Origin of the sequence: Ruegeria sp. EL01 (assembly GCF_900313035.1) — a bacterium.
Classification (GTDB): Bacteria; Pseudomonadota; Alphaproteobacteria; order Rhodobacterales; family Rhodobacteraceae; genus Ruegeria.
The window spans coordinates 1-17,401 of sequence record NZ_OMPS01000027.1 but is presented as its reverse complement, the minus strand read 5'-3'; the positions used below and the strand labels follow the sequence as shown (position 1 = coordinate 17,401).

The window sequence follows — 17,401 nt, the reverse complement described above, 5'->3', positions numbered from 1 at the left end:
CCCGGTGAACCCATCCAGCTTGGGCCGCCGGATCGGTGCTGACCGCCGGTAGCCGGGCGGGACCGAAAACGCCAAAATCTTGCGAACGCTGTCACGAGATATCCCGAAATGCCGGGCCGCTTCTCGCTGGCTCATGCCCTCGGCACAGGCCAGACGAACTTTACGATACAAATCCACGGAAAAGATCCTCCCGCCCCCCTCCGTTACGAAAAGAAGGGCAAAGATGGACGACTTTTACGCCGCCCGCAGCAGGGTCATCCCGCCGCTTCCGTGGTCGACTTTCTCACCGCCGTTCTCATTCGTCTCAGTGGTACTGCCGACGGAATTCTGAACTAAATTTTGAGGTCGGAAACTCGTCAATCTGAACAGAAATCGATCAGAACCCTGTTGAACAGCTCGGGTTTTTCTAGATGCGTCGCGTGGGCGCACTCTGGTATCACTGCCAGGTTGGCGTCGGGAATTGATTGCCACAATTGCTCGGTCTGACTCCATGGGTAAGTGCGATCCCTGTCACCCCAGATAACCAGTGTTCTGATTTCGATATCCGCTAAGCGTTCTGCCCCACTCCAACCTTCCATCGCATCGAGTCCGGTGAGTATTGACCGCAAGTTGCATTGTTCGGCGATCACGGCGCAATCTTCATATGCTGCGGCTTCTTCCCGCTCGAGAAACCAAGATGCCGCAATTCGTCTGGCTGTGGCCTGAGGTCCGTCGGCACGGGCTCGGCGTTTTGAGGTTCCAATGGTCTCGAACCGGCCTGGCAATACCCCCAACGCGCCGGTGCCATAGAGCACCAACCGCTCGACGCGCCCCGGTGCGCGGGCGACCATTTCCTGCACAACCATCCCGCCCATCGAGTGGCCGATCAGGTGGAACTGTTGGATACCGCGTGCCGTCAATTCATTCAGCGCCCATTCAGCATACCCAGCTATACTGTCCAACGCATCAAACCGTGAATTCTTACCATATCCTGGTAGATCCAGTGCGACGACGTCGAAATCTGACAGGTCTTCGGATTGCCTCTGCCATTGCCGACTGCCGCCCAAAAATCCATGGACAAATACAATCGGTGTCATTTGCGACCGCCTTGTACGATGCGATCAAGGATCATGGCACAGAACAGGATCGCAAACCCTGCGAGGATGCCCTGGCCCACATTGGCATATTGCAAGGCTTCCAACACATCTTCGCCCAGTCCTTTGGCGCCAATCAGTGACGCCACAACCACCATCGCCAGCGACAACATGATAGTCTGGTTTATCCCTGCCCTGATCGACGGACTTGCGAGCGGCAGGTCGACCTTGGTGAGCAGATACCACTTGTTGGCTCCAAAGCTGATCGCTGCTTCGCGCACGCTTTCGGGCACCCCGCGCAGGCCAAGAACAGTCAGGCGCACTACCGGTGTGCCGCCAAAGATCATCGTAACCACAACAGCCGCTGGTTTGCCGACGCCAAAAAAGGCGATCACTGGCACCATAAAGACAAATGCGGGCATGGTTTGCATGAAATCCATGATGGGTTGGATAAAGGCATAAAACCTTGGGCGGCGGGCGGCGAACATGCCAAGTGGTATGCCGATGACGATCGACAAACATGCGGCAGTCCCCAACAAAGCCAGCGTGGTCATGGCGCCTTCCCAGAAACCCAACAGGCCCATATAGGCCAGAAATGCCCCCGAATAGATTGCCGTGCTGATCCCTGCGGTCAGCCAGGTCAGCAAAATGATCAAACTGGCGATCACGATCCACGGCGTCTGGACCAGAATGACTTCAAGAGCGTCGAGCAGCCCGCGGATTCCGAATGTCAGAGCATCAAAGAAGGCCTCGCTGTTGCGCACGCACCATGCGATGAATTCTTCTACCCACGTGATGCCAGTCAGACGGAGGTTCGGGTCTGTGGGAAATTGGCTGAGGAGCGAAAACCGACCCGGGAAACTGTAGTGCATCATCGCTGCCGCAACTATCAGCGCCATGAAGATCGCACTGAACACGATTTGTGATACCGGCATGGCAGAGCGGATCGATCGATCCGAGAGCCAGTCAGAGAAACGGGCCTCCAGCGCCCAGTTGGCCACTTGCGACTGCACGGCTTTCACGATCAGCAAGATGACAAGGCCGGTCAAAACAATTGAGGGGCCTTGGGCGGCTAACGCCTCCGCCTCGGCACGGATGCCGCCAATGTTATCCTCAAGAGATTCGACAGTGCGGCGATAGACATCAATCTTGTCCGATTGGTTCTCGATCGCCGCGGCGAGTTGCTGTCTGCGCAATTCCAGCGTGCCTTCGATCGAAGCGATGCGCGCCATTGCATCAGCAGCAAGATCACCAAACAGACCACGGGCGATCTGCACAAAAGCAATTGTTTCTAGGATCAGAAAGGGCAGCGCCCATGACCACAGCCCGCGCGCGCCAAACCACACTGGACCAAACAGCCCCGCCATCAGGTTGAAGGTCGGCGTGAAGCGGGACGAGGCACCGATCTTATCGAAATTGCGGATGTAGTAGTCAGGGCTGGTGCGGACAAAGGTTCGAATGTTATCGCGGCGCTCTTCGGCATAGGCCAGGGCTGCTTCGCTTTCGGTATCTTCCAGCGGGTTCACATCAGAGGTATTCATGACACTTCGGTCCCTTCGATCACGGTACGCAGCAGATCGGCACGGGTAATCACGCCGACATCAACGCCACCGTCCTCCACCAGAATGGCACTGCTGTTGTCGATCGCCAGATTGATCAGCGTGCTGAGGTTTTCACCCTCGTTGACGCGTGGGGCATCGGACGCCAGCGGGCCATGGGCTGCTATGTGTTCGGGTATGGGCTGCATGACAGCGTGAGCGCGCACCACTTTGAGCCGGGAAATGCCCGCAACAAAATCGGCCACATAATCGTCGGCCGGGTTCATGACAATATCTTCGGCCGTTCCAATCTGCACTACCTTACCATCACGCATGATTGCGATCCGGTTGCCGATGCGAACCGCTTCGTCCAAATCATGGGTGATAAAAATCGTGGTTTTCTTCAGGATCTTGCTCAGCCGGATAAATTCATCCTGCAATTGCCGACGGATCAGCGGGTCCAACGCTGAGAATGGTTCGTCCATCAACAACACATCCGGGTTAGCCGCCAACGCCCGGGCCAAACCCACACGCTGTTGCATGCCGCCTGACAGCTCGTGCGCAAATTTCGATCCCCAGGCACCAAGCTCGACAATATCCAGAATTGCGGCAGCCTGGCGCATCCGCTCATTTTTGCTGATCTGGCGGATTTCCAGTGGCATCGCGACATTATCCAGCACCGACCGGTGCGGCATGAGCGCGAAGTTCTGAAACACCATGCCGATCTTGTTGTTGCGAAACTGCTGAAGCTCTTTTGGCCCCAGCGCCATAACATCGGTGCCTTCAATCTCGATCTTGCCGTCGGTGGGTTCAAGCAGCCGATTGAAATGGCGGACCAGAGTAGATTTACCGCTGCCGGAAAGGCCCATAATGCAAAAGATTTCGCCCCGATTTACCGACAGGCTGACATCAGCAACACCAACAACACAGTTGTATTCGGCCAACACCTGAGCCTTGCTAAGCCCCTGATCCCGGATCGCCTGCAGCGCTACTTCGGGCTTGCCTCCGAAAATCTTCCAAACATTCAAAATTTCGATAACGGTATTGTCGCTCATAGGTCCCCCAGAGGTCAGCATTCGGGTGGCGCCATGAAACGGCGCCACCGTGTTCCTTGAGCGAGATCAGAGGCCCAACCAGGCGTCCACGCGATCAGGATTGGCGTCGACCCATTCGCGGGCGACCTCTGCCGGATCACGCCCCTTCCCGCTGATTTCGTAAGCGAACCCGCTGACGTCATCAGCCGTCACTTGGAAATTCGCAAAAAAATCGGCAATCGCCGGAGAGCGATCTGGGAGGGTATTGGACCAGGCGATCTGAACGTTCTTAAGCGCGTCTTTGGTGGCTACACTGGAATTGTTGTACCAATCCGGATCATCAGATGGCTGAACCATCACGTATTTCGCGGGGTCAAATGTCGGTTCACTCAACATCTGGACATCGAACATGTACCAAACCGCGTGCGGCTTATAGCAGTAGAAGGCATATCCTTCTCCCTTAGCGATACTATCCTTGATACGCGCGGTCTTCACACTTTCTTCTGCACGCACCGGCTCGATGAAATCAAGCAGGCCGTAGTCCCGGGTTTTAACCTCGTTCACATTCGCCGACGCCCAACCTGGCGCGCCGATCCACATTTCGCCCTTACCATTGCCGTCGCTATCCATCAGTGCAGCGACGTCCGGACGACCCAAATCAGCGATGTCAGTGATGTTGTTGGCCTGGCCAAAGTCCTGACTGACGCAAAAACCCTGATTGCCTTCGTATGGGTTCGAAGACAGGGTTACCGTTCCGGCCTCATCTACATATTTCTTGGTAAAGCTCTCTTGATTGGGCAGCCACACATCGGGATGCACGTCGATGTCGCCCTTACCCTGATCCATTGCCTGGAAAATAGTGGCGTTGTTCCCCGGCACAAATTCCACCGTACCTCCGATTCGCGTCTCAACAACTGCCCCCAGAAGATGCGCAATTGCTTGCGCCCCGGTCCAGGACGGCACACCAATTTTGACCTCTTCGGCAGCAAAAGCAGGCATTGCATAAATGCCAACCACCGCTGCCAGGCCAAGTGTCTTCAGGTTCGTTCTCATAATAATCTCCTCTGTTGATTTGCGCCTTGTTTTGGCGTCGTTCTTTAGTCATTCGATCTCCTATCCCGCGATAGGATCGTGCCAAATTGTCTCGGGCTGCGACTACAGACGGAAGGCTGAAAAAGGCGCAAACCGCCAGGCCCTGCCTGGAAGTCTAGATCATGAGGTTTTCCAAGGGCCAATTCGAACATTTCATCAAACTATTCGTTTTTTGCATAGTTATAGGTATGCTTGGCCAATGCGCCCTTTGAAATGTAGGAACTTCCATTGGATCTGAACTGGCTGCGTGATTTTGAGTGCCTTGCCCGAACGCTGAACTTCACCCGTGCGTCCGACGAACGTAACATAACACAATCTGCATTCAGTCGTAGAATCAAAGCATTGGAGAGTTGGGTCGGGCTGCCACTGGTTAACCGGGCCACATATCCGGTGCAACTGACAGAGGCGGGACAACAGTTTCTGCCCGTTGCCTTGGCCGCGATTTCGCAGTTGTCAGAATCACGTCAATCACTGCGAGATGCTGACAGGGGGGACAGCCGATTCATTCGATTTTCGGTGCTTCACACCCTTGCGGTCAATTATCTGGCTGCTCGGATCGAAGAGTTGCAACGGCAAATCCCCGATTTGCGCACGCGTGTACTGTCCGATTCCTTGAGCACCTGCTGCGATCTTTTGGTCGAAGGCGCAGTCGACATCCTGTTGTGCTATTATCACCACTCGGTCTCGCCGATGATTGACGAAGCTGCGTTCGAGCGAAAGGATCTGCTGAAGGATCGTCTGGTGCCGGTGGCTGCGGCTGAATCGGTGAGCACTTTGGGGTGGGACCTTGCAAAACAGGATGGCCCGCCAATCCCATATCTGGCCTATGACCGCTCGTCATTTCTGGGCATGGTTGTTGAAAATACCATAGATCGGAAACCGCTGAATGCTGAGACGATCTATGTCGATAGTTTGGTTGAGACCATCAAACGGCGCCTGATGACTGGAAGTGGTTTCGCCTGGATGCCTGAAACCGCGATTTCTGTTGAACTTGACGCGGGACTGCTGGTGCCCATCGGCGATGACACTTGGTGTGCGACGCTCACGATTTCTGCCTTTTCCAATCCGACAATCTTTGATCAAACTGCCCGCCAGTTTTGGGATCGTTTTTGAGCTAACCAGCCTGTTTCCCAAACCCATGTCGTCCCAAGGAATAATAGTCCTCGCTATTCCGCCTCACCACGTTGACCCGCCTGAGAGAATTTACAGATCTCGGCGACCAGCAGGTCAATCGTGTCGATAACATTGGTGTCCGCCGCCACACTGTCGGCAATTAGCGAGAATTCCGAGCACGCAACTATTTGCAGGTCTACGCCTGCCGCGACAAGTTCATGCGAAGCAATCCGCAATGTTTCGCGCGCATCACTACAAGGGCCGCTTACTTTGATGCTGCGGATTGCTGACAACATTTCTTCATCATCTGCGGGCCAGACGACAGAAAGCCCTCGCGCCGATAGTGCATCTTCGAACAAACGTGTGTGCCTCACGGCGGGCGAAGCAAGCATACCGACACAACCCCCGGAGCCAATCGTTCTGACTGCATGATCAACCGTCAGTTCAACCATGTTCAACAGCGGGATATTCACCGCACCTGTGATCGCTTTGGCATAGTGATGTGCGGTGTTGCACGGCATCGCCAGCGCCAAGGCTCCGGCAGCCTGGAGGCGACGTGCCATTGCGGCCAGCGTCGGCCCGGGATTTTCACCGGTGCCTGCGATCAAATGCGCAATCCGCGACGGTACTTGCGGGTTCATATCGACCAACAGCGGGATGTGATCGCGGTCATCATTCGCAGGCACCGCCTCCACCAGCTTGCTCTGGAGGAGGATAGTCGCTTCAGGCCCCATACCACCAAGAATGCCGACCGGACGCAGCGCCATGGCTCAGACAGTTACCCAGCGGTTTTGATGATCAAAGGCAAAGTCATATCCTCCGAGAGCTGCCGCGCCCCCGGTGTGCAGGAACACGACCCGCTCATCTCTAAACTCACCCTTGCGTGCAAGATCGATCAAACCCGCTGCACCCTTGGCTGAGTAGCACGGATCCAGAAGGATGCCCTCCAGTTCGGCAAACATCTGGATCGCCTCTATGCCGCTTGCGGTCGGCAGGCCATAGCCCTCGCCGACATAGTCGGTATTGGCCATCACGTCTTCGCGCTTGACCACATCTGCGCAACCCAGTTTCTCGGCAGTTTTGCAGGCAAGGTCGTAAACCATTTGTTCCTGTTTTGGTTGCGGCGCCCTTGTTCCGATGCCCAGCACGGACACCTGAGCATTCATTGCGCACATGCCAGTAACCAGTCCTGCCTGTGTTCCCGAAGACCCGGTTGCATGTACCAATCGATCAATTCTCAAACCGCTGTCATTGGCCTGACCTATGATCTCAAAAGCTGCATTCACATAGCCGAGCGCGCCAGTCGGGTTCGATCCGCCGCCTGGAATGACATAGACATTGCGTCCCTCTGCCCGTTTCTTGTTGGCTGCTTTCTCCATCTCGCCCGGCATGTCGTGGCCACCGGCAAACTTTTCCGTGGTCGCGCCATGCAGATGATCAAGCAGGACATTGCCATTGGCGTTGTAGTTGGCATCTTCATACCTAGTGCGATCTTCCAGAAGGATATGACAATCGAGCCCAAGCTTGGCGGCAAATGCTGCGGTCTGTCGGCCGTGATTGGTTTGCGTAGCCCCCTGAGTCATTACCATATCTGCACCCTGCGCTTCGGCCTCTGCCATGAGGAATTCAAGCTTGCGGGTCTTGTTACCCCCAGTTGACATGCCCGTGCAGTCGTCCCGCTTGATCCAGATATCGACACCCAGCTCTTTTGACAGACGTTTCATCGGTTCAAGCGGCGTCGGAAGATGAGCTAGGTGCAGGCGGGGGAAGCGGGCAAGATGCATCTGAGAGATCCTAATATTGATTTATGTCAACTTACTCCCCGCCATGCCTGTATTCAAATTCGAAATTTGGCACCTATATTGCAAAGATTGCATATTACCTGAGGCTGCGTTATCTGCATTTTATGCGCCTTGAGTGGATTGATGACATATTGGCCGTACTTGACAGCGGCTCATTGGCGCGCGCTGCTGACAAGCGGTTGCTGACCCAATCTGCCTTTACACGCCGGGTGCGTCTTATCGAAGACAATATCGGCACGACCCTATTCGACCGCCGCCGCAAGCCCGTATCTCTGCTGCCAGGTGTGCAGGCACTGGAACTCGAATTACGTGAACTCAGCTCGCGGTTACACAAACTGCGACATACTTTGAAGACTACGAGTGATCAGGCGGGCAACTCACTGTCCTTTGTCTGCCAACATGCATTGACTACAACCGTATCACCCAAGGTTGTGTCCGCATTGACGGAAAATGGCGATGCTTCAGTGAGCGTGCGTTCAGGGAACCAGGACGAATGCCTCTTGCTTCTAATCTCGAAAGAAGTTGATTTTGCGATCATGTACGCGATTTCTGATGGCAAAATGCTCGGCCCTGGAAACGCTTTTGAAGCCAGGACACTTGGGTCAGATTTTTTGATGCCAGTCTGTGCGCCCGCAATGCGCAGCAAAGCAACTGACGCGGTAATTCCAACAATCAGTTACCCGCCCGAAGTATTTCTTGGGCAGGTCTTTTCCCGGATGGTCGCCCCGCGTTTGCCCACAGGCGTCACTGCGTTACCCAGAGCTGAAACTGCTCTGACGCTTGCTATGCTGCAATACTCTCTAAATGAAATCGGTGTTGCGTGGTTGCCCCACTCACTGGTTGCCGACCCGCTCGCACAGGGTCTGCTTGTGCGCCTTGATGACGTGCTGCCCGCGCAGCCCCTGACAATCAATATGGTCCGCTTGGTAGAAACACAGTCAGAGTACAATGAGCAGATATGGCAACACCTTGGAGATCAATTGCAAATTTTTGTTTTGTCACAACATCTACCCGACGATGTGAATAGCTGCATCGAGTCAGAATAATTTTGGAGCGATCAAAACTCTACTGCAGCAGAACGGGAGATGGGCAAATTGCGCGCTGACTGACCAATCACTGCATTCGAGGTGATGCTGCACTGCCGGAATTCGTGAAGGCCATGAAGATTTCACTTCATGGAGGTGGTTAGCAATCTGAAATAGATAGGACTGACTAAGGCCGAGTGTCTGCTTCGGCCGTTTACGCGATTAAGTTTCGCGCATGCCGCGAATTTCCGCTTACCGCCCCGGGTGTCGAACTTGGGGCAATCAGGGCCTTACTTGTCGAGGCACTTCTTGGATGTAAGCAAACCTGCCTGCTGAGTAGAGAGAGGCCCCTAAAATCCTTCAATCCTGACGAAAGTTGCTTTCTTGCCCGACAAAAGTTGCAAGTCTAACCGGACAGGTTGCGATTCACGCCGGACGGCACAACAGGGGGAAAATCATGGCTGTGCAGGCAGTCTCGAGCTATCCAGTCTCGCGCAGAATTCCCTGTTAACAGGGAAAATACAGGAAAAACTCATAGATTTGGGCCAATTTCGGCGTATTGGAGCTCGAAGTTACTCGTAAAAACAGTCTCTTGTGTGGAATTTCCTTAGATCGGTTAACAGGGAATTTTTCTCTTACGATCAGGGAATTTCTTGAGGCCAACAGGGAAGAAGAAAGGGGGAACGGGTCAAATATAAACTGATCTGAATGTCGGAAGCAGACACTCCTACAAAATGTAGCGAAGGGCTGCTAAGAGCCGTCGACCAGTATGGGTCGCCTGACACTCAACGTGCTGCTCAGCTTCGCTCAGTTCGAACGGGAAGTCACCGCCGAACGTATCCGGGATAAAATTGCTGCCTCAAAACGCAAGGGTCTTTGGATGGGCGGGAACGTTCCACTTGGGTATCAGGCTGACGGCCGGACGCTCAAAATCGACGAAGAAGAAGCTGAGATCATCAGGACGCTTTACGATCTCTATCTGGAGCATCAGACCATTCTTGACGTGAAAGAGCAGGCGGAAGCACTGGGTCTCCGGTCGCGCCGCCGGGAACGTCCCGGCGGACGCGTGACAGGTGGCACGTTCTTCGATCGCGGACACATCCATCATCTGATCCGCAACCCAATCTATGCTGGCCGCATCCGACACAAGGGTCAGGTTTATGAGGGGCAGCATCCTGCCATCATCAACCCGGCGGCGTGGGAGCGGGTGCAGCAGCTGCTGAAAGATGGCGCAGTAAGGGAGCGCGGCGTTAAGCAGAAAGCAAAGCGATCAGCACTGGCCGGAAAGCTCTATGATGAGACCGGAGATCGGCTGACGCCCAGCCATAGTCGCAAAAATGGAAAGCGGTTGCGGTACTATATCTCTGGTCGTCTTGTGGCGGATCGCAGTCAGAAGTTTCCCGATACGTGGCGACTGCCTGCAGAACAGCTTGAGAACCTCCTGGCTGAAGTGGTTAGACAACACCTAAGCCGACCGAACGCTGTGACATCAATGGTACAGGATATGTCTGCGGCCGAAATTGCTTCAGCAGCGGAGCATCTCAGAGATTGCCAGTCCGTCAGGAAATGCCTCGACCTGATTGCGCGGGCAGACATACGACAGGGGTCGCTGAGTCTGCAGTTGGATCTACAGGCACTGGCCCGGATGATCGAGTGCAGAGCGGATCAGGTCAATGCCGAAGAACTAACAATTGAAGCTCCATTCCAGATGCGCCGCAGAGGCGTGGAACTGAAATTGCACTTGGGCGATCCGCCTCCTGAGATCGATCAGACACTTGTCCGCAACATAATCAAGGCGCGCCAATTGTTGGCGATGATTATTGACGGCAGAACGTTTTCTGAGATTGCTGAAGAAGAGGGCATTTCCAAACGCCGCGTTCAGGATGTGGTCGATCTGGCCATGCTGGCGCCTGATGTTCTGGATGCCATCGCTGCAGGCGAGCAACCTGACGGCCTGATCACGGATTACCTAATCAAGTCCGGCTTCCCAGCGATCTGGTCAGAACAGCGCCAGCAGTTCGCTGCGCTCTGATCTAAAGACTTTTCAAAACACACCAAACTCGTACCGTCGGAATCGCGAACTGAGACTGCGGCCGGAAATCGGCTATTGTTGTGCTCACGTTCGCGTCTCAGCTCAAATCGTCAAAAACTAAGTCCCTGAAAACTAGCCACAATCGGCGACCAATTATTCAGTGTGTGATTTAATGGAAAATCATGGCTGGGGTGGTAGGATTCGAACCTACGATACACAGTACCAAAAACTGCTGCCTTACCACTTGGCTACACCCCAACGGTGAGCGGCTATCTACGACTGTTGTTGGCAGGGTTCAAGAGCTTTTGGGCAAAAATTTTGAACACTCGAATATTTAATTTCTTCTGCCATCAGGTCGTCTCGATCAGCACCGCGCCGGTCCGATTGCCGACTTGTACCAGGTCGTGCGCCCTTGCGCAGTCTTGCAATGGCAGAACCTTTTGGATGGGGCAAACCAACGCCCCGTCTACTAAGGCAGCGTGAAGCGTTTCAATGATGGTTGCGCGGGCGTGATCGGGCAGAAGGTAGATCAATATCACCTCAAGCGTTACTGCTTTGAACATCAGCGGATAGAAGGGCAGGGCCGGTGTCATGTTCCGCGCTGAGCCGTAGGCGTTTATTCGGCCATTCTCGGATATGACTGTGGTGTTTGTCTCGACGTTATGTCCGAACTCAACATCAATGATTCGACCAACCGTTTGCCCTTTGTTGGCGTCGAGTATCTGGTCGGCGAGGTCATCAGAAGAATAGTCGATCACCGCGTCTGCACCGCCCTCGCGTACCCTGTCAAAGTCACGTGAGCTGGCTGTTGCGATAACCCGTGCCCCTGCCCATTTAGCCAATTGCACTGCCAAAAAGCCTACCGTGCCTGCGCCTCCATGAATCAGAACTGTCTGATCCGTGATGTCTCCGCCGGAAGATACGGCATGGCAGGCCGTCAAACCCGGAATGCCAAGAACGGCTCCGGTTTCAAATGAGACTGAGTCTGGCAGTTGGACGGCTTGCGCCTCAGGCAACGTGATCTGCGTTGCGGCAGTGCCGAACGCACGCTCCCATTGGCCGTTCCAGATCCAGACACGTTGACCAATCCGTGACACGGACACGCCTTCCCCTACAGCGGAGATCACCCCAGACCCGTCGCTATGGGGAATGATCACAGGAAAGGGTGGTTTGGTGACGCCCGGTCTGGATCCGGCGCGTGCCTTGATGTCAGAGGGGTTCACGCCTGAGAAGGCCAAGTCAATCGTGACCTCACCAGGCCCGGGTGTTTGTAAAGGCATATCCTGCAGCTGCAATACGTCTGCTGCGTCGCCGAAAGTGGTGTATGTGACGGCTTTCATTATTGGTCCTCTGATCCTGAAGCGTCACAATAACTGCGCCGGTGGTCAGGGCAAGCCTCTGAGGCAATACGAGGCGAGCCATTGTCGGATTCGATTGAAAGGTGAACGGGCTATTCGCGGATCTCGGATGGATCGACGCCCCAGAGGTTCGATTTCAATGTCCAGCCGCGATGACCTCCGGCTGACACCTTGCACCAATCCAGCGAGCAAGACCCAAGACGTGCCACGACACCCGTTTCGAAATGCGCATTAACCGGCGCGCCAGCGTCAGGCCGGGAATAGACGGCCAGCATTTCAGATTCGATCAAAACCGTACGGACACCTGACAGCAACGCGTAGTGGACCCAGCCACCAGCGCCGTCGCGGTCCTGAACCTTGCGCCAGTTGCCGTATTCGGCCGTTATCTGCAACGGCATACCGCGACGCTTGAACACCCAGTCGATTCGATGGGTCAATGACGGCCCTCGGCGCACATTCCCTTCGGCGGCTTTCATCGAGACATAGCGCGGCAGCGGCAAGTTCGTCACCGGACCACGTTTGTCCTGTGCGTCAGCCGCAATTGGGCCCAACGCAAACAAGAAAATGGAGAGGATCGCCCAGAAAAGGCGTTTCACCGATAGAAGGCCGTTCACTGACTAGCTGCTCTTATGCCTGTTGATCTGCTTTCGAAAAAAGGTCGACTCAATGCCTATGGGGTTCTTGTGCCCCGCCTTATCCTGCGCCACGATGCCATGGAGCGCGCGCGTTTGCAAAGCAGTGGGAGGGCTAAAGTGCCACGAGAACGTCTGAGTGTTGTTGTAACGCGACGGTTGCCAGAGGCTGTTGAAACCCGGTTGAGCGAGCTTTTTGATGTCCGGTTGCGTGACAACGACGCGCCCATGACACGTGAAGAATTGGTCGCAGCGGTCAACGAAGCAGATGTGTTGGTGCCAACGGTCACGGATTCGATCGACGGGGGTTTGCTGGGACAGGCGGGCGAAAGTCTGCGGCTGATTGCGAATTACGGTGCAGGCGTCGACAACATCGACGTGGCGACGGCCCGGCAGCGCGGTATTCTGGTGTCGAATACGCCGGGTGTCCTAACCGACGATACTGCAGACATGGCCATGGCCCTTATCCTTGCGGTCACCCGTCGCATTCCCGAAGGTCTGGGCGTGATGCAGCAGGGCGATTGGTCGGGCTGGGCGCCAACGGCTTTGCTTGGAGGTCGGATTGGTGGACGACGTTTGGGCATACTTGGTATGGGGCGGATCGGGCAGGCGGTCGCCCGGCGCGCGCGTGCGTTCGGGATGCAGGTGCATTACCACAATCGCCGCCGGTTGCGCCCCGAGATCGAGCAGGAGCTGGAAGCGACGTATTGGGAAAGCCTCGACCAGATGGTGGCCCGGATGGATGTGGTATCGGTCAATTGCCCCTCGACGCCCTCGACCTTCCACCTGATGAATGCGCGTCGTTTGAAACTGATGAAGCCGTCGGCGGTGATCGTGAATACCTCTCGCGGTGAGGTAGTTGACGAAAATGCCCTGACCCGAATGATCCGATCCGGTGATATCGCTGGGGCGGGCTTGGATGTTTATGAACACGGCACCGATGTGAACCCGCGGCTGCGGCAATTGCCGAATGTGGTTTTGCTGCCTCATATGGGGTCTGCCACTTTGGAGGGGCGGATCGAAATGGGTGAGAAGGTTATCATCAATATCAAAACCTTCGAAGATGGGCACCGCCCGCCGGATCAGGTCGTGCCGGCTATGTTTTAAAGCAACGGGAAGGAGGCAAAGTCTGCTTTGCGGGACAAAGCATGGGTAATCGGGCTGACCATGATGATGGGTCAAGTTCTTGATAGAGTTGCAGTATGTTTCTGCAGTTTGAGGAGAACGAAATGGATTACTATGTGGGTTTGGATGTGTCGTTGCGATCGGTGGCGGTCTGCGTGATTGACGCTGATGGCAAGCATCTCTTTGAGCGCTCAGTGGCATGTGAGATTGAGGACATCTTGGCCTGTCTGGGTGATGTGCCTTCTGATCAATGTCGGGTCGGTTTCGAGTCTGGTGCGATGAGCCAGCACCTGTATTACGGACTTCGTGCAGCTGGGCTTGATGTTGTTTGCATGGAAGCGCGTCAAGTGAACGCAGCCCTTTCAGCGATGCGAAACAAGACCGACAAAACAGATGCGCGAGGGATTGCACAGGTGTTGCGATCCGGGTGGTTCGGTACGGTCTTTAACAAGAGCCGCGAAGCTCACGCGCTAAGAGCGCTGCTGAGCAGTCGCAAGGCCGTTCAGAAGAAATGCATCGACTTGGCCAACGAGGTGCGGGGGCTGTTCAGGGTCTTTGGCCTGCGGTTGCCGTCTCGTGTTGATCAGGGGTCTTTCGACGAACTGGTCAGACCATTGATCGAGGCAGATCCAGACCTCTCACGTGCGCTTCTGCCACTCCTTGATGCGCGCGCGATGTTGTACAGAACCTACCGAGAACTAGACCGTCGTGTGAAGCAGGCAGCCAGCCATGACAAGACCTGCCTGCGCTTTATGGCGATCCCCGGTGTCGGCCCCATTGCTGCACTGACATTCCGTGCCGCGGTCGATGACCCGGCACGGTTCACAAGTTCTCGAACAGTGGCTGCACATTTTGGGTTAACACCTCGACGATATCAGTCCGGCGAGATGGACAATCCTGGCCGCATCTCGAAGGCGGGTGACAGTGACGTACGTGCTACTCTGTATGCTGCAGCAAATGCGATGATGATGCGATCTGTTGCGAGTTCTGAGATCAAAAGCTGGGGCCTACGCCTGATGCGCCGCAAAGGCCGCCGACGCGCTCTGGTAGCCGTTGCCAGAAAATTGGCCGTCATCATGCACCGCATGTGGGCCGACAATACCGAGTTCCGTCATGGGAAAATGGAGGGAATTGCATGACCTGATACCCATTCCAGAAGCCAAAGACGGGATCGTCCCTCACCGGACGAGGTCTGTGGATGACGCCGAAAAAGCTCACTGCGCAACTCGAAGCGCGAGACAAAGCGGGGCGCTCCACGTCCAATCCGACACATGCATGCAGCGGTCCAACCGAACCGGGCCATCAATGACTGCGAAGAGAAGTGTGACCCGGATGAGAGACAGCGATCTCAAAGCATGGAAAGAAAACGATGAAATGAACTTGACCCAAACGCCCGATTAGAGAAGTTAGCATTCGCTACCAACGCGCGAATGTTGACTTACCGGAATGTCACCGGCCTAGCTTGTCGCCGGTTGGGTTGAGTTTAGGCATCAGATTGCTCCCCACACACCGTCATACTTACGAGTATGGAAATCTTGCGCTTGCACTGGAGTCAATGTATTCATCCTGTTGAGGAAGATAAATTTGAGGCGGGCTTTAGAGGTATGGGAACGATGGAAGAAAAAAGAGAAGCCAAGCGCCTCTCAATTCTGAAAGCAGCAAAGGAAGAGTTTTTATCAGCAGGCTATGAGGCCGCTAACATGGACGAGATTGCCGCACTCGCTAGCGTAACAAAACAAACTGTCTATCGCTATTTTCCATCTAAAATTGAACTGTTTGAAGCAACCATCATCTTTTTGGGTCAGTCGAGCAATGCCGATTTCGTCCGCCACCTTGAGCATCCTAATCCTCGAAAGGCGCTGGTCAGCTTTGCCAAGGGATTTATGCGCTGGCACCTCGAAGATGAACCTTTATGCGTTTTTAGATTATTGGTCACTGAAAGCGCCAAATCTCCTGAAATTGTCGAGACGTTTTTTAAAGCGGCCCCGGATGAAACAAGTGCGGCATTGTCGAAGTTCTTAAGGGAAAGATTGTCCCTTTCCGATCCAGATGAGGTCTTGCTTCTATATACGTCGATGCTTTTCGCGTTTCGTGATGATGTTCTGTTTGGACGAGGACGACCGGGCGAAGAAGAAATCGCCCGGTTTGCAGAGGCTGCTACACGGATGTTGTTGGCCGATTTGAAGTTAAGCTAACCTCTCGTCTTTCAGCCTTCTTCTCTCGTCAGATGCAGCGTGTAGGCGACGATGGTAATTAGAATGATAGCGCCACCGGCGAGACTGTTAGCGCCCGGTACTTCCGTGAAGAAAAGGTATGCCCAGATTGGAGCCAAAACGGTTTCCAGCATCAGGGTCATCGAAACTTCGGTCGCTGTGGCGTAGCGGGTCGCAACCATCGACAGAACGCGACCGAACGGGGCCGTCAGAAGGCCCATCACGCCCATGATCAACCATGTGTTCATGCTAAAGGTTGATGGCTCGGTGAAGAAGAACATTACCACCGCGACAAGGAAACCACCGACGCCTACAGCGCCCATACGGCTGACGTCTGGGAATTTGCGCAGCAATGTCAGCATCAACGCAAGGACCACAACTGCAAACATGGCAAGCAGGTCGCCGTACAAGCTGCTGGCACCGCCAGCACTAGAGCCTGACACAACGACACCAATGCCGATAATAACCCCGATGATCGCAAACATGGTTTGCTTGGAAACCCTTTCCCTCAGGAAAATCCAGCTAAACAATACGGCAACGGCGGGTATGGTGCTGAGGATCACGAATGTGTTGACGACAGAGGTGTTCTTAATGGCGAATACCAGTCCAGTGCTGCTGCCCAACATTAGAACGCCAGCGGCAAGTAGGGGCCACCCGCTATCGACCAGAACTTTGATCAAACCGCGTTTGTCACTTAGCTGGATAACGACAGCCATGGATATCGCTGTAAACAATCCAAAAAGGAATGTGGTCTCCAGCTCATTTACTCCAGAAAACCGAATGAACACTGGATCGAGGCTCATCAACGCCGCTCCAACGAGCGCGACTAACATCCCTTTGAGTCGGAGACTTCGATTTGGTTGGACGTTTGTTGTTTCAGACATTGCCGTACCCTTCGTGTTGTGGGAGGGACCGACCACATGTGGACACTCCATAATCATACTTTCTAGTATGGCGACAATCAAACAGCATCTTGGATGACGACAGCAGCGGAGATATACCGAAAGACGGGCAACCTCCGTGCGGTCCAACTGCTACTCGGGCACACGAAGGTCGATAGCACTGTTCGGTATCTTGGCGTCGAACGTGTCAACGGCGGAGTAAAATTCTGCCACGGGGCGGAGCAAAAGTCGTCCATTGCTTGGGTGGCCGACGCCTTGGCAAACGCGCTCCCAAATAGCTGGCGGTTGCCAAGGCGTCTTGGTCCGTCAGGACCAATCTTTTCCGCGTATTAGGAGTTCTGCCGAGCCCTGCTCTGTGCCAGACGATAGCTTTCTCCGTTCATCTCCAGGATGCTGACATGGTGGGTCAGCCGGTCGAGCAAGGCACCGGTGAGGCGCTCTGATCCGAACGTTTCCGTCCAC

The 17,401-nt window shown here is 54.7% G+C and carries 17 protein-coding genes, 1 tRNA gene and 1 pseudogene; 7 read left to right on the top strand and 12 right to left on the bottom strand.

The features are described from left to right. The 5 genes from D9K61_RS11945 to D9K61_RS11920 all read right to left on the bottom strand — a co-directional run. Nucleotides 1-177, bottom strand: a 177-nt coding sequence (locus D9K61_RS11945) for a helix-turn-helix domain-containing protein (protein ID WP_162946846.1), incomplete at its 3' end; no start/stop codon positions are given. Between the two features lie 179 nt (nt 178-356). Next, nucleotides 357-1,076 carry an alpha/beta fold hydrolase gene (locus D9K61_RS11935; protein WP_120633476.1) on the bottom strand — a complete coding sequence of 240 codons (720 nt, stop codon included), beginning with the start codon at nt 1,074-1,076 and terminating at the stop codon, nt 357-359. After that, nucleotides 1,073-2,614 (bottom strand): ABC transporter permease subunit, encoded by a 1,542-nt coding sequence (locus D9K61_RS11930; RefSeq protein ID WP_120633475.1) that lies wholly within the window; start codon nt 2,612-2,614, stop codon nt 1,073-1,075. Before D9K61_RS11930 ends, D9K61_RS11935 begins: the two co-directional genes overlap by 4 nt. Then, nucleotides 2,611-3,666 (bottom strand): glycine betaine/L-proline ABC transporter ATP-binding protein, encoded by a 1,056-nt coding sequence (locus tag D9K61_RS11925; RefSeq protein WP_120633474.1) that lies wholly within the window; start codon nt 3,664-3,666, stop codon nt 2,611-2,613. The genes D9K61_RS11930 and D9K61_RS11925 overlap by 4 nt, the downstream gene beginning before the upstream one ends. Before the next feature lie 66 nt (nt 3,667-3,732). Beyond that, complete coding sequence (locus D9K61_RS11920; protein ID WP_174235097.1) at nt 3,733-4,698, bottom strand: glycine betaine ABC transporter substrate-binding protein; 966 nt, start codon at nt 4,696-4,698, stop codon at nt 3,733-3,735. A gap of 267 nt (nt 4,699-4,965) precedes the next feature. Between D9K61_RS11920 and D9K61_RS11915 the strand changes: the two genes are divergently transcribed. Next, nucleotides 4,966-5,850: a LysR family transcriptional regulator gene (locus D9K61_RS11915; RefSeq protein WP_120633472.1), complete on the top strand. Its 885-nt coding sequence runs from the start codon at nt 4,966-4,968 to the stop codon at nt 5,848-5,850. A 53-nt stretch (nt 5,851-5,903) separates the two neighbouring features. Here D9K61_RS11915 and D9K61_RS11910 read toward each other — a convergent pair whose 3' ends face one another. Beyond that, entirely contained in the window at nt 5,904-6,617 is a 714-nt protein-coding gene (locus D9K61_RS11910; RefSeq protein ID WP_120633471.1) for an aspartate/glutamate racemase family protein, read from the bottom strand. A gap of 3 nt (nt 6,618-6,620) precedes the next feature. Beyond that, nucleotides 6,621-7,634, bottom strand: a complete 1,014-nt coding sequence (locus D9K61_RS11905; protein ID WP_120633470.1) for a D-cysteine desulfhydrase — start codon at nt 7,632-7,634, stop codon at nt 6,621-6,623. 122 nt (nt 7,635-7,756) lie between these two features. On the opposite strand from D9K61_RS11905, the gene D9K61_RS11900 reads away from it, so the two are divergent. Both D9K61_RS11900 and D9K61_RS11895 read left to right on the top strand, forming a co-directional pair. Beyond that, a complete protein-coding gene (locus D9K61_RS11900) occupies nt 7,757-8,698 on the top strand; it encodes a LysR family transcriptional regulator (protein ID WP_120633481.1) in 942 nt (313 codons plus the stop codon). Between the two features lie 748 nt (nt 8,699-9,446). Next, a complete protein-coding gene (locus tag D9K61_RS11895; RefSeq protein ID WP_120633469.1) occupies nt 9,447-10,709 on the top strand; it encodes a recombinase family protein in 1,263 nt (420 codons plus the stop codon). A gap of 183 nt (nt 10,710-10,892) precedes the next feature. Here D9K61_RS11895 and D9K61_RS11890 read toward each other — a convergent pair. The 3 genes from D9K61_RS11890 to D9K61_RS11880 all read right to left on the bottom strand — a co-directional run bounded on the left by D9K61_RS11890 (nt 10,893) and on the right by D9K61_RS11880 (nt 12,642). Then, nucleotides 10,893-10,967 (bottom strand) — tRNA-Gln (locus tag D9K61_RS11890). A 92-nt stretch (nt 10,968-11,059) separates the two neighbouring features. Continuing rightward, on the bottom strand, nt 11,060-12,049 hold the full coding sequence (locus D9K61_RS11885) for an NADPH:quinone reductase (RefSeq protein WP_120633468.1): 990 nt from the start codon (nt 12,047-12,049) through the stop codon (nt 11,060-11,062). A 110-nt stretch (nt 12,050-12,159) separates the two neighbouring features. Continuing rightward, nucleotides 12,160-12,642: an SH3 domain-containing protein gene (locus D9K61_RS11880; RefSeq protein WP_254055751.1), complete on the bottom strand. Its 483-nt coding sequence runs from the start codon at nt 12,640-12,642 to the stop codon at nt 12,160-12,162. 177 nt (nt 12,643-12,819) lie between these two features. Here D9K61_RS11880 and D9K61_RS11875 point away from each other — a divergent pair, with 177 nt between their 5' ends. The 3 genes from D9K61_RS11875 (at nt 12,820) to D9K61_RS11865 (ending at nt 16,019) form a co-directional block, all read left to right on the top strand. After that, nucleotides 12,820-13,806 (top strand): D-glycerate dehydrogenase, encoded by a 987-nt coding sequence (locus D9K61_RS11875; RefSeq protein WP_120633479.1) that lies wholly within the window; start codon nt 12,820-12,822, stop codon nt 13,804-13,806. A gap of 122 nt (nt 13,807-13,928) precedes the next feature. Then, nucleotides 13,929-14,963: an IS110 family transposase gene (locus tag D9K61_RS11870; protein WP_120633478.1), complete on the top strand. Its 1,035-nt coding sequence runs from the start codon at nt 13,929-13,931 to the stop codon at nt 14,961-14,963. 387 nt (nt 14,964-15,350) lie between these two features. Then, a complete protein-coding gene (locus D9K61_RS11865; RefSeq protein WP_120633467.1) occupies nt 15,351-16,019 on the top strand; it encodes a TetR/AcrR family transcriptional regulator in 669 nt (222 codons plus the stop codon). Nucleotides 16,020-16,030: 11 nt separating this feature from the next. On the opposite strand, the gene D9K61_RS11860 is transcribed toward D9K61_RS11865, so the two are convergent. Further along, nucleotides 16,031-16,870, bottom strand: coding sequence for a DMT family transporter (locus D9K61_RS11860; protein ID WP_216825791.1), 840 nt, complete (start codon nt 16,868-16,870; stop codon nt 16,031-16,033). A 147-nt stretch (nt 16,871-17,017) separates the two neighbouring features. Here D9K61_RS11860 and D9K61_RS27510 point away from each other — a divergent pair. Beyond that, nucleotides 17,018-17,122, top strand: a pseudogene (locus D9K61_RS27510) (integrase); the annotation flags it as partial. Between the two features lie 146 nt (nt 17,123-17,268). Here the strand turns inward: D9K61_RS27510 and D9K61_RS11850 are convergent. Continuing rightward, nucleotides 17,269-17,401 (bottom strand): ATP-binding protein (locus tag D9K61_RS11850; protein WP_216825792.1); only part of this gene is annotated, 133 nt, incomplete at its 5' end.